This is a genomic window from Tabrizicola flagellatus (genome assembly GCF_008271465.1).
In the GTDB taxonomy this organism is placed as follows: Bacteria; Pseudomonadota; Alphaproteobacteria; order Rhodobacterales; family Rhodobacteraceae; genus Tabrizicola; species Tabrizicola flagellata.
In genome coordinates, this window is the sequence record NZ_VMDU01000015.1 from 27,694 (window position 1) to 40,450 (window position 12,757).

The 12,757-nt window shown below is 67.4% G+C and carries 10 protein-coding genes; 1 reads left to right on the top strand and 9 read right to left on the bottom strand.

Annotated elements, in window-relative coordinates; all coding sequences use genetic code 11:
• Positions 1-16: 16 nt before the first annotated feature.
• The 8 genes from FL625_RS15265 to FL625_RS15300 all read right to left on the bottom strand — a co-directional run bounded on the left by FL625_RS15265 (position 17) and on the right by FL625_RS15300 (position 9,664).
• On the bottom strand, positions 17-397 hold the full coding sequence (locus FL625_RS15265) for a response regulator transcription factor (RefSeq protein ID WP_149589539.1): 381 nt from the start codon (positions 395-397) through the stop codon (positions 17-19).
• 3 nt (positions 398-400) lie between these two features.
• On the bottom strand, positions 401-919 hold the full coding sequence (locus tag FL625_RS15270) for a hypothetical protein (protein WP_149589540.1): 519 nt from the start codon (positions 917-919) through the stop codon (positions 401-403).
• Positions 920-923: 4 nt separating this feature from the next.
• Positions 924-2,747, bottom strand: coding sequence for a DUF294 nucleotidyltransferase-like domain-containing protein (locus FL625_RS15275; protein ID WP_149589541.1), 1,824 nt, complete (start codon positions 2,745-2,747; stop codon positions 924-926).
• A gap of 56 nt (positions 2,748-2,803) precedes the next feature.
• Positions 2,804-4,759, bottom strand: a complete 1,956-nt coding sequence (locus tag FL625_RS15280; protein ID WP_149589542.1) for a sodium:solute symporter family protein — start codon at positions 4,757-4,759, stop codon at positions 2,804-2,806.
• A 14-nt stretch (positions 4,760-4,773) separates the two neighbouring features.
• Positions 4,774-5,031, bottom strand: coding sequence for a DUF4212 domain-containing protein (locus tag FL625_RS15285; protein WP_149589543.1), 258 nt, complete (start codon positions 5,029-5,031; stop codon positions 4,774-4,776).
• A gap of 61 nt (positions 5,032-5,092) precedes the next feature.
• Positions 5,093-5,755 (bottom strand): adenylate kinase, encoded by a 663-nt coding sequence (locus FL625_RS15290; protein WP_149589544.1) that lies wholly within the window; start codon positions 5,753-5,755, stop codon positions 5,093-5,095.
• A 4-nt stretch (positions 5,756-5,759) separates the two neighbouring features.
• On the bottom strand, positions 5,760-7,718 hold the full coding sequence (gene acs / locus FL625_RS15295; RefSeq protein WP_149589545.1) for an acetate--CoA ligase: 1,959 nt from the start codon (positions 7,716-7,718) through the stop codon (positions 5,760-5,762).
• Between the two features lie 287 nt (positions 7,719-8,005).
• Complete coding sequence (locus FL625_RS15300) at positions 8,006-9,664, bottom strand: SulP family inorganic anion transporter (RefSeq protein ID WP_149589546.1); 1,659 nt, start codon at positions 9,662-9,664, stop codon at positions 8,006-8,008.
• Between the two features lie 104 nt (positions 9,665-9,768).
• Between FL625_RS15300 and FL625_RS15305 the strand changes: the two genes are divergently transcribed.
• A complete protein-coding gene (locus FL625_RS15305) occupies positions 9,769-10,260 on the top strand; it encodes a pyridoxamine 5-phosphate oxidase (RefSeq protein ID WP_149589547.1) in 492 nt (163 codons plus the stop codon).
• Between the two features lie 57 nt (positions 10,261-10,317).
• Here FL625_RS15305 and FL625_RS15310 read toward each other — a convergent pair whose 3' ends face one another.
• Positions 10,318-12,606, bottom strand: coding sequence for a glycosyl hydrolase family 28-related protein (locus FL625_RS15310; protein ID WP_149589548.1), 2,289 nt, complete (start codon positions 12,604-12,606; stop codon positions 10,318-10,320).
• Between the last annotated feature and the right edge of the window lie 151 nt (positions 12,607-12,757).

Here is a 12,757-nt window from a genome sequence, read left to right on the forward strand (position 1 = left end):
GCGGCTGGTCATGGCCTCAGCCCGCCCCGGCCAGAAGCCGCCGCACCTCGTCCCTCAGGTCCTTCAACTCGAAGGGCTTGGAGATGAACCCGTCGGCCCCGAGCGCGAGGCCCTTCCGCCGCTCGATGGCCGAGCCGCGCGCGGTCATCATCAGGACCTTCACATCCGCCAGGCTGGGATCGGTGCGGATGCCTTCGCAGATCTCGTAGCCCGAAACCTCGGGCAGCATCACGTCCAGAAGCACCAGGTCGGGGTGCGTGTCGCGGATGCGCGGCAACGCGTCGGCGCCCGAGGATACCCGATCGTGCTCATAGCCCTCCCGCGTCATGAGGTAGTCCAGCGCGACGGCGATGTTGTCCTCATCCTCGACCACAAGGATGCGCGGCTTCCGATCCATGCCTTACCCCTCCCTGCACGCGGCGGCCTGCAAAAGGTCGCCCGCGGGGGCCGGCTGCCAGTCGGCCCCCGTCAACTCTCCCGTCTCGGAAATCTTCACGCCCTCGACGACCGGCACCTGCCGCCCGCCCGCGCAATCGACCGCGATCAGCCCGTCCTCCACCGGCCGCCAGCGGGCGAATTTCAGGACCGGGACCATGCGCAAGCTGCCGACCTGCGGATGGATCATCCGCTTGCGCTGGTCGATGGCCCAGAACCGCATCTTGATCGGCTTCAGGTAGGTCCAGGGCCGCAGCGGCATCGCCTCTTCCTCGACATGAACCACCTCGATCCCCGGCGGCAGCTCGGCCACGACGCGGTCATACCAGGTGTATTCCAGGACCAGGGTCGCACCGATCAGGCCGACGGCGGCCGAGAACGGCACGAACCAGCGCGGCAGGCCGGGCCGCCAGCGCCGCAATGCCCAGGCCAGAAGGCCCAGCGTGGCGGCAGCAAGGATCGCGCCGATCAGTTCCAGGGCCATCGCGTCAACTCCGTGCGCCGCGGGCCTGGCCCACGGCGGATTGCATGGTGCGCACGACGACGAAGGCGTCGCGCAGGTGGCTGCGTTCGAAATCCGACAGCTCCGAGGGCGCGATGAAATTGTCCGGCTTCTCACCCGCCTTCACGCGCCGCGCCTGGTGTTCCAGCCGGGTCTGCGCGATCAGGTCGTAGGCCTCGATCAGGTCGCGCCCGCCGCTGTCCGAGATCACCCCGGCCTCCACCGCCGCCTCCAGCCGGGCGCGGGTGTTCACCACGCCCTGCTGCCCGATCAGCGAATAGACCCGGCCCAGATCGACCACCGGCACCACCCCGTTGTGCTTGAGGTCGATGTGGTTCTTGTATTCGCCCGACCGGATGGTGGCGAAGCCGCGCAACAGGCCCAGCGGCGGGTTGTGCTTCAGGCTGTTGGAAATCATGTGCGCCACGAAGATCGAATTCTTCGCGGCCATTTCCAGCACCTCGGCCTGCAACTCGGTGTATAGGCTTGCCGTCCCGCCGATGGGGCGCAGGTCGAACATGACCGAGGCCAGCATCTGCGCCATGGGATCGGGCGTCGTTACCCACTTGCGGAAATATCCGCGCCAGACAGACATCCGCTGGCACCATTGCGGGTTGGTGGCCATCATGTCGCCGGGGCAATAGACATAGCCGCAGGCGTTCAGCCCGTCGCTAACGATCTTCGCCAGCCGCGCGAAATAGCCCAGGTCGGCCTCGGTCGCGGCGTCGTCGATCATCAGGCAGTTGTCCTGATCGCTGACGCCCGTCTGCTCCTGCCGCCCCTGGCTGCCGCAGGCGAGCCACAGGTAGGGCACCGGAGCCGGGCCCAGCTCGGCCTCGGCCATGGCCAGAAGCCGCCGCGTCACCGTGTCGGCGATATCGGTGATGAGCCGCGTCACCACCTCGTGCGCGCTGCCCCCACCCACCAGCTGAACCAGAAGCCGCGGGATGCGCGCGGTGGTCTCGGCCAGTTCGGCGACCGTCTGCGCCGTCGCCGCATCGCGCACCAGAAGCGCCGAACTGACGGCCTGAAAGCGCACCAGGTCGGTCTGGGTGATCATCCCGACCAGGCGGCCGTCGTCCACCACCGGCAGGTGGCCGATCCGGTGCTCCAGCATCCGGTTCAGCACGTCCGACCCCAGGCTGTCCGGCGTCAGCACCATCGGGTCGCGCGCCATCACGGCGCTGACGGGCGTTGCGGGGTCGAGGCCCTCGGCCAGGACCTTGTTCACGAAATCCCGCGCGGTGACGATGCCCACCAGCCGCTCGCCCTCGGTGATCGCAAGGCAGGAGATATGCGCCCCGCGCATCGTCTCGGCGGCCTGGCGAATCGAGGTTCCGGGGCCGACCGCGATCGGCGCGCGCGCGATCAGGTCGCCGACCTTGCGGGTCGAGATGTCGGCCTCGCGCGCCTCATGCGGGCGGCCGCGGTGGAAGAACCGCTCGAAGGCCGGATAGGTCGCGATCAGGCGGCGGAACTCGGCCTCGGGCAGCATGAGGATCTCTGCGCCCTCGCTGGCCCGCGCCGTCGTCACCGCGATGCCGTCGCGCATCAGCCCGCGTTCGCCGAAACTGTTGCGAGGTCCGAGAAGCGAGACGAGACCGCCCGAAGGCTCCAGCACCTCGACCGAGCCTTCGAGGATCAGGAAGATCCCGGTCATCGGCTCGCCCGCGGCATAGATCACCGCGCCGTCGTCGTAATGCCTGCGGCTGAAAGAGGCGGCGACCCGCGCCATCTCGTCCCGCGGCAGGCTGTCATAGGGGTGCACCGTCTCCAGGAAGGCCAGAAGCGGGGTGCTGTCCTGATCCATGATCCTGTTCCGGCAAAGGGTGGGCGCCCCCGGGTCTCCCCGGAGGCGCAGAGGGCTTAGTGGGCCACGGCCTTGCCGGCACCTTTCGGCACGCGGATCGATTCCACCAGGTCCACCACATGCTGCGGCGGGGCCTTGGTGGCCATCGAGACCACATAGGCGACGACGAAGTTCACCACGGCGCCGATCGTGCCGATCGACAGCGGCGAGATGCCGAAGAAGTGCTGGTCGGGCGTGTTCGGATACACGTTCGTGCCGGGGATGAAGAACCAGCCCAGGTAGAGGAAGATGTAGACCGAGGTGAAGACCAGACCGGCCAGCATGCCCAGGACGGCCCCGGCGGTGTTGATGCGCTTGGAGAAGATGCCCATCATCAGTGCCGGGAAGATCGTCGCGGCGGCCAGACCGAAGGCCAGCGCCACCACCTGCGCGGCAAAGCCGGGCGGGTTGAGGCCAAGCCAGGTGGCCAGGGCGATCGCGAAGGCCATCGAGATCCGGGCGGCCAGAAGTTCGCCCTTCTCGCTGATGTTCGGCGTAAGCGCGCCTTTCATCAGGTCGTGGCTGACCGCCGAAGAAATGGCGAGCAGCAGGCCCGCAGCGGTGGACAGCGCGGCCGCAAGACCACCCGCGGCGACCAGCGCCACGACCCAGCCCGGCAGGGCCGCGATTTCCGGGTTCGCGAGCACCATGATGTCGTTGTCGACCTTGGTGACCTCGTTCCCGACAAAGCCCAGTTCGGCCAGGGTCTTGTCGCCCAGCTTCGCTTCGGCCAGGGCGGCATCGCGCGCAGCGGTGGCTTCGGCAACGGCGGCCTCCAGCGGCGCCTTGTCGGCATCCGCGGCGGCATCCGCCAGGGCCTTGTTGGCATCGGCCAGCTTCTTGTTGGCGTCGGCCAAGGCCTTCGGCTCGTTGAAGTACTGGATCAGCCCGTCGCCGTTCTTGTCGCTGAACTCCAGAAGACCCGTGGCCTTCCAGGTGTTGATCCAGCTCAGTTCCGGCTTGCTGTCGATGTCGGCCAGCGACAGGGCCGGGGCCGAAAGCGCCGAACCTTCCTTGGCGCCGGGCCAGAAGGTGGTGGTCAGGTTCAGACGGGCCATCGCGCCGACCGCCGGGGCGACCGTATAGAGAAGCGCGATGAACACCAGCGCCCAGCCGGCAGACGACCGCGCGTCAGCCACTTTCGGCACGGTGAAGAAGCGGATGATGACGTGCGGCAGACCCGCGGTGCCGATCATCAGGGCCATGGTGAAGAGGAACATGTTGAACATGTTCGTCGTGTCGGCGGTATAGGCGGTGAAGCCCAGTTCCGTCACGACCTGGTCCAGCTTGGCCAGCATCGAGATCTCGCCACCCTGAGGCGCGTAGGACCCGATCAGGCCGAGCTGCGGCAGGAAGTTGCCGGTCAGCGACAGCGAGATGAAGATCGCCGGAATGGTGTAGGCGATGATCAGCACGATGTACTGGGCGACCTGGGTATAGGTGATCCCCTTCATGCCGCCAAGCACGGCGTAGGCGAACACCACGGCGGCCCCGATATAGAGGCCGGTGTCCGTCGAGACTTCCAGGAAGCGCGAGAAGGTCACGCCGACGCCGCGCATCTGACCGACCACATAGGTGACCGAGATCACGATGAGGCAGAGCACCGCCACCAGGCGCGCGGTCTTGGAATAGAACCGGTCGCCGATGAACTCCGGCACGGTGAACTTGCCGAACTTGCGCAGGTAGGGCGCGAGCAACATCGCCAGCAGCACATATCCGCCGGTCCAGCCCATCAGGAAGGCCGACTGCGTGTAGCCGCCGACCGGAGCGAGGGCGATGATCCCCGCCATCGAGATGAACGAGGCCGCCGACATCCAGTCCGCGCCCGTCGCCATGCCGTTCATGATCGGGTTCACACCCTGACCGGCCGCATAGAATTCCGCGGTCGAGCCCGCGCGGGCCCAGATCGCGATCCCGATGTAGATGGCAAAGGTGATGCCAACCACGATCAGGTTGAGGGTAAACTGATCCATCTGTCCCGTTCCCCCTACTCTTCCACGCCGTGTTCGCGATCGACCTTGTTCATCATCTTCGCATAGATGAAGATCAGCGCGATGAAGACGTAGATCGACCCGTTCTGCGCCATCCAGAAACCGAGGTCGGCGCCGCCGACCATGATGCCCTTCAGCGCAGGCCGAAGCAGGATGCCAAGCCCGAAGGAGCAGACGAACCAGACCGCCAGAGAAATCAGGATGATCCGGACGTTCGCTGCCCAATAGGCGTTGGCAGAAGATTTGTCTGCCATGTGTACTTCTCCCTTGTTTGCTTCCGCACCCCCGGGGGATCCAGGGGGACGGCCCCTCCCGTCAGGCTGAGACGCGCCCCACGATGTCGGCCAGACTGGCGCGGATACCTTCGATGGAGCCCATCGCCGGCACCCGCTCCAGAACGGACAGACCGTCGTAATGCGCGATCAGCGGTGCCGTCTCGGCGTGGTAGGCGGCAAGCCTCGCCCGCACCGTTTCGGCATTGTCGTCGGCCCGGCGCTTGAACGCCGTGCCGCCGCATTTTTCGCAGGTCCCCGCCGTGGCGGGCTGCTTGAACTCGTCATGGTAGCCCTCGCCGCAGGTGGCGCAGGTGTAGCGGCCCGAGACGCGGGTTACCATCGCCTCGTCCTCGACCTCGAGGCTGATGGCGGCGGTCACCCGCCCCCCCGCCTCGGCCAAAAGCCCGTCCAGCGCCGCGGCCTGCGCCGCGGTGCGGGGAAAGCCGTCGAGGATGATGCCCCTTGCCACATCGGGCTGGGCCATGCGGTCGCGCAGGATCGCCAGCACGATGTCGTCGCTGACAAGCTGCCCGGCCTCCATCACCGCCCTGGCCTTGCGGCCCGCCTCGGTTCCCGCGGCCACTGCGGCGCGCAACAGGTCGCCGGTGGACAGCTGGACCAGACCGAAGTCCTCCTCCAGCATCCGCGCCTGCGTGCCCTTGCCCGCGCCGGGGGGGCCGAGAAGGATGATGACCGGTCCCACCGCCTCAGCCCCGGTTCATGCGGTTGGCGATCAGGTCGTCCACCACCGTCGGATCGGCCAGCGTCGAGGTGTCGCCCAGAGAGCCGAAATCGTTCTCGGCGATCTTGCGCAGGATGCGGCGCATGATCTTGCCCGAGCGCGTCTTGGGCAGGCCTGGCGCCCACTGGATCAGGTCGGGCTTGGCGATCGGGCCGATCTCCTGCCGGACCCAGGCCTCCAGCTCCTTGCGCAGGGCGTCCGAGGGCTCGATCCCCTTCATCAGCGTGACATAGGCGTAGATGCCCTGCCCCTTGATGTCGTGCGGGTAGCCCACGACGGCGGCCTCGGCCACCGCCTCGTGCGCGACCAGCGCCGACTCGACCTCGGCCGTGCCCATCCGGTGGCCCGAGACGTTGATGACGTCATCGACCCTGCCGGTGATCCAGTAATAGCCGTCGGCATCGCGCCGGCAACCGTCGCCGGTGAAGTAATAGCCCTTGTACTGGCTGAAATAGGTTTCCTCGAACCGCTTGTGGTCGCCCCAGACGGTGCGCATCTGCCCCGGCCAGCTGTCGGCAAAGCACAGGACGCCTTCGGTCTCCACCGCCTCCTGCACCTTGCCGGTCGCGGCATCCAGCACCACCGGCTGCACGCCGAAGAAGGGTTTCGTCGCCGAACCGGGCTTGGTCGGGATCGCGCCGGGCAGCGGCGTCAGCATGTGGCCGCCGGTCTCGGTCTGCCAGAAGGTATCGACGATCGGCAGTTTCCCCTTGCCGACATGGGTGTTGTACCAGGCCCAGGCTTCCGGGTTGATCGGCTCGCCGACCGAGCCCAGCACCTTCAGCGACGACAGGTCGTGCTTTTCCACCCATTCCGGTCCAAGGCCCATCAGCGACCGGATCGCCGTCGGCGCGGTGTAGAACTGGTTGACCTTGTGCTTGGCGCAGACCTCCCAGAACCGGCCCGCGTCGGGGTAGGTCGGCACGCCCTCGAACATCAGCGTCGTGGCCCCGTTCGCCAGCGGGCCATAGACGATGTAGCTGTGCCCCGTGACCCAGCCCACGTCCGCCGTGCACCAGAACACGTCGCCGTCGTGGTAGTCGAAGGTCAGCTGCTGCGTCATCGAGGCATAGACCAGATAGCCGCCCGTGGTATGCACCACGCCCTTCGGCTTGCCGGTCGAGCCCGAGGTGTAGAGGATGAACATCGGGTCTTCCGCGCCCACCTCGACATAGGGGCAATAGGGCTTGGCCTCGGCCATCTCGGCGCCCAGGTCGAAGTCGCGCCCCTCGACCCACGAGGTCTGGTCGCCGGTGCGCTTGACCACCAGCACCTTCACCTTGTCGGAACAATGCAGAAGCGCCTTGTCGGTGTTGTCCTTCAGCCCGGTCTTGCGGCCGCCGCGCGGCGCCCAGTCGGCGGTGATGACGACCTTGGCGTCGCAGTCGTTGATCCGGTTGGCCAGCGCATCGGGCGAGAAGCCGCCGAAGACCACCGAATGGATCGCCCCGATCCGGGTGCAGGCCAGCATGGCATAGGCCGCCTCGGGGATCATCGGCATGTAGAGCACCACCCGGTCGCCCTTGCCCACGCCATGCGCTTTCAGCACGTTGGCCAGCCGGCAGGTCTGCTCCAGCAGTTCGCGATAGGTGATGTGCTTTGCCGGGGTCTTCGGATCGTCCGGCTCCCAGATGATCGCGGTCTGCTCGGCGCGGGTCAGCATGTGGCGGTCGATGCAGTTGGCACTGACGTTCAGCGTGCCGTCCTCGAACCACTTGATCGAGACGTTGCCGGGCGCGAAAGAGGTGTTCTTGACGCGGGTGTAGGGCCGGATCCAGTCGATCCGCTGGCCTTCCGCCCCCCAGAAGGCTTCGGGGTCCGTGACCGACGCGGCATAGCGCCGGGCATAGGCTTCCGCATCGACATGCGCCTTGGCGGCAAAATCGGCGGAGGGCGGGTAAACGGATTTGGCAGCTTCGCTCATTCTCTTCTCCTCCCGAGGGGTTGCGATGATGCCCCTCGACAATATCAGGTACCGGCCAGGAACCCTCTTTCCCAACGTCACTTTAGCACTTCGTAAAGTTTTTTGTAACCCGCTATTTTCACGGGATTTTTTTGTCAATTTCTTGACTGAATTGTCGTCAATTCTGAGAATGTGTGAAAATTGTGGCGGCCAGGCCCTTGTTTTTGTGGGCCGTTACCGCTCACGCTGGCGTGAGCGGCGCGGCTCCGGCGGGACCGGGGCGGCTGCGGAGCCGAGACTGAGGGGGATCAGCGTGATTCGCCGCCCGGTTGCGCGCCATCCAGTGCGGCATCGACCGCCGCGAGGTCGGGCAGGAAGCGCACCTCGGGCTCGTCCAGGCCCTGGGCCTGCAACTGCCGCCGCAGCCTGTCGCGCAGGCCGACCAGGTAGAGCTGCCCGCCGCGGCGACGGGCGCGGGCGGCCAGAGAATGGAATCCCCGAGCGCCGGAACTGTCGATCATCGGCACGCCCGACATGTCCAGCACCAGCGCGCGCGGCGTTTCGGCGATCCGGTCCAGCACGCCGCCCAGCTGCGCGGCGGCCCCGAAGAAGTAGGGGCCCTCCAGATGATAGACTACCCGGTTGGCGCGGGGCGTCTCCGGCGCTTCTTCGCGCGGGCGCATCCCGGTGGTGTCGGACATGCGCTTGATGAACACCAGGCCCGCCAGCGCGAAGCCGACGATGATCCCCTCGGTCAGGTCGCGGAACACGACCAGCAGGAAGGTCACGCTGACCACCATCGCGTCCCCGCGCGACGATTTCAGCAGGGCGGCGAATTCGTGCCGTTCGGCCATGCCCCAGGCGACGACGGCCAGGACGCCGGCCAGCGCGGCCAGCGGGATATAGGCCGCCAGCGGCGCGGCGACGACCAGAAAGACCAGCAGGAACACGGCATGCAGCATGCCCGAGACCGGGCCCCGACTGCCGGCGCGCACGTTGGTCGCGGTGCGCGCGATGGTGCCGGTGACGCAGAACCCGCCGAACAGGCCCGACCCGATGTTGGCGATGCCCTGCGCCACCAGCTCCGCGTTCGAACGGTGCCGCGCCCCCGACATCCCGTCGGCGACGACCGCCGACAGGAGCGACTCGATGGCACCGAGGAGCGCGAAGCTCCCCGCCCAGGGCAGGGCCGCCTGGACCGCGGGCCAGGACATGCCGGGCAGCGCCGGCGCCGGCAGAAGCTGCGGCAAGGCGCCGAAGCGGGTGCCGATCGTCTCGACCGGCAGGCCGAACAGCACCACCGCCGCCGAGGCGACCACGACCGCGATCAGCATGCCCGGCCAGTGCGGCCGCAGGCGGCGCAGGCCAAGGATCACTGCGGCGGTCAGCGCCGCCACCAGGACCGCTGCCCAGGTGACGGTGCCGCGCGCGGCCCACAGCGCCTCGACCTTGGCGATGATCTCGCCGGGTTCTGCCCCCGGCAGGGTCAGGCCGAACATCTCGCGCAGCTGGCTGGCGAAGATGATGACCGCGATCCCGGCGGTGAAACCCACCGTGACCGGATAGGGAATGTAGCGGATGTAGGTGCCCAGCCGCAAAAGCCCCGCCGCGATCAGGATCAGCCCGGACAGGATCGTGGCCAGGATCAGCCCCTCGACCCCGATGGCCATCACGCAGGCCGAGACCAGCACGATGAAGGCCCCCGCCGGTCCGCCGATCTGATAGCGCGACCCGCCCAGCGCGCTGACCAGGAAACCGCCGACGATGGCGGTGAAGAGACCCCGCTCCGGCCCGACCCCGCTGGCGATGGCGATGGCCATCGAAAGGGGCAAGGCCACGATCGCCACCGTCAGGCCGGCGAGGGCATCCGCTTTCAGGTCCTGAAATCCGTAGCCTTCCGTGAGGACGGTAAGCAGTTTCGGACGGAACTCGGTCCAGTCGGTGCGACTGATCGTCTTGCCTGTCATGATGGCGTCCAGCTCGGGAAAGGCCAGTTAATGCTGGCATGTCAGCTCGAATTGCGCCACATGACTGCGCCGCAAGACTGCTGTCAACCGTCGAGAATGCCGCAATGTCCTCCGATCCTGCCCGACCCGATCCGGTCCGCCCCGCCGATGCCGAGGCGCTGGCGCTGGCCCGCAGCCTCCTGTCGCTGGACCATGCCGCGCTCGCCTGGACCGACCCCGACACCGGCACGCCGGGGATCAGCCGCATCGCCTTTGCCCGCGACCCCGAGGCGGGGATGCTGACGCTGGTCTCCGGCCTCGCCCCGCATTTCCGCGCGCTGCGCGACCGGCCGGACTGCGCGCTGATGCTGGGCGAGGTGGGCGACAGGGGCGATCCGCTGACGCATCCCAGGCTGATGATCCGGGCGCGCGCGGCCTTCGTCGCGCCCGACGATCCCGGCCGCCCTGCCCTGCGCGACCGCTGGCTGGAACGGAACCCCAAGGCGCGGATCTACATCGACCTGCCGGACTTCGCCTTCGTCCGCCTCGCGCCGGTTTCGGCACTGTTGAACGGCGGCTTCGCCCGCGCCTTCCACATCGCGCCCGGCGACCTGTGAAAGCGGGCGGCCTCGGGGGACCGCCCGCTCCCTGCCCCGAATGTCCGGCCGGACGGCTCAGGCCGGCACGTCCATCCGCATCGTGACCAGCGCCTTGCCCTTTACCGCCTCGCCCCAGCGCAGCTGCGCCTCGTTGCCGCCCGCGCCGGTGCCCGGCACCGCATAGGGAAAGACATAGCGCGCGGCATTCGAGGCATTGGTGATGATCCCCTCCGGCGCCACCGCCTGCACCTGCCGGATGCGCCCGCCGAAGGGCACGAAGCCGCCCGCGCTGACGTTCCAGGTCTCGGCCGCGGTGTTCTGGGTATGCGTCACCTGCACCGGGTTGATGATCCACTGGGTCACGTTGTTGAAGCTGTTCCCTTCGACCCGGACGTTGCGCGACCGGGTGAAATCCAGCGTGGCGAAACTCGTGTCCACCATCTCCACCCGGTCGATCACCACGCCGAAGCTGCGGAAGCTGTTGGCCGACAGGGTGAAGCCCGACAGGAAATGACCCGGCCCGTAGGGCTTGATGACGATCCAGCGGAAGGCCGTCGAGGTCGAGGACGAGATGAACACGTTGCCCACTATGTTCAGCCCGCCGAACGAGAACTCGCCATTCTCCTCGGGCGCCGAGTCATGCTCTTTGCCCCATTCGATGAAGCAGTTGTCGATGTAGTTGCCCGTCACCACGGTCGAGACGTTGGTCTGCGTGAACACCAGCCCCGCCCGGCGCACGCCCGCGGTCGTGTTGTCGCCCTGAAAGAAGTGGTTGGCATGGATCAGGTGGCCCGTGCCGTTCATGATCGCGAAATGCGCGAAACGGACGATCCGGTTGTTGCGCAGCTTGGTGTCGTTGGCCTGCACGTTCATCGCGATCGTGGTGCGGTCCACCGCCGGCACCGACTGCTCGTTCGACAGGAACTGGCACATGTCCACGAACATGCCCTGGCAGCCCGTCCCGGCACTGCTGATCCCGCGGTCCAGCGGCCGGTTGAAGGTGCAGGACATGAAGCGCTGGGTGGACCCCGACATCGGCAGCATCACGCCCGACCCGATGCCCTGGCAGTTGAACTCGATATCCTCCAGCTCGAAGCGCGACAGAAGCTCGAAGCCCGAGAAATCCAGCATGTACTTGAAGCGCCGGAACGTGTAGGTCCGCGTGCCCACCGCGCCATACAGCGGCTGGCTGATCGTCAGCGTGCCCGCTCCCACGTTCTTCGCCGTGACATAGACCTCGCGCCCGACGCCGGTGCCGATGACCAGCGCGCCAACCGGAATGTTCGCCACATTGGCGACCCCAGTCAGAGTGGTGTTGGCCGCGGCCGAATAGGTGGCGACCGAGGTCACCTCTTCCGTCGTCCAGGCCGGCCCCGCCACCGCGTTCAGCGACCCGTTCCGCACCACCCGACGGCTGGAAAAGCTGGTGATCCCGGCCAGCGCCGCCACGTCGATCGGCTCGGTCAGCTCGACCCTGCGGCCCGACAGGTCCAGCGTCACATAGTCGGTGAAGAAGAACAGCGCCTGCAATGCGCGCTTGAAACCTTCCAGTTCCGACCCGAAAGCCTGGCCGTAGGTGTCGAGGTCGAAATTCCGCGTCAGCGTCAGCTTGCGGTTCGCCGGCATCGACAGCGTGCCCTCGAAGCGGATGCGGCTGTTGATCGTCACGTCGCTGTTCAGCCGGAACACCCCCGACGGCACCAGGATCTCGCGCCCCTGCGCCGCAGCATCGGCGGCAAGGAAGGCAGGGGCATCGTTCGTCGTCCCGTCGCCCAGCGCGCCGAAGTCGCGCACATCGACCCAGTCCATCAGCTTGCGGATGAAGATGTTGGTCACATCCTCGACCTCGATGTCGTCGATCCGCACCACCCCGCCATTCGCCCCGGTCAGGTCCAGCCCGACATGGGCATAGACGGTCTGCAAGGACCAGGGCAGGTCCACCCCCGTCCGGTTCGCCGGAGAGATGATCGCGCTCACCGTCACCACCTGGCCATAGGCGGTCAGCGTCACCGCCGGCCCGGTCTGCGGCACGGTGGCGACGTTCTGCCCGCTCACGTCGCCCGCCCAGGCCGCGATCCGCACCGAGGGCAGGTTGCCCGACACCGCCTTGACCCGCGCCGTCACCCGCAGGTACAGCCCCGGCTGGATCGGCGTCTGCGCGAAACTGCGCAGCTTCTGCGTGGCCTCGGTCTTCTGCAATTCCAGACAGGACCCGAAGTCCTGGTCGTTCGTCACCAGCGCCGCGTTCGGCTGGCCCTGGTAGGAGCCCGATCCGGGCGTCCCGTCCTCGCGCGACCAGAGGTTGAGGCCGGCCGAAAACGGCGGCGGCATCAGGACCAGCCCGTCGGTGATTGCCTTGTTCATCTGAAATTCCCTCGCCTCGCTTCGCGCCACTCCAGGGGGCGCAGAGACCGCGCCGCCTTGGGCACGACGAGGTAGCAAGGAAGGCTTAAGTCTCTCTCAGACCGCCGCGCGCAGCGGGCGGCCCCGGCGCAACGGACAGAGGGGCGAGAGG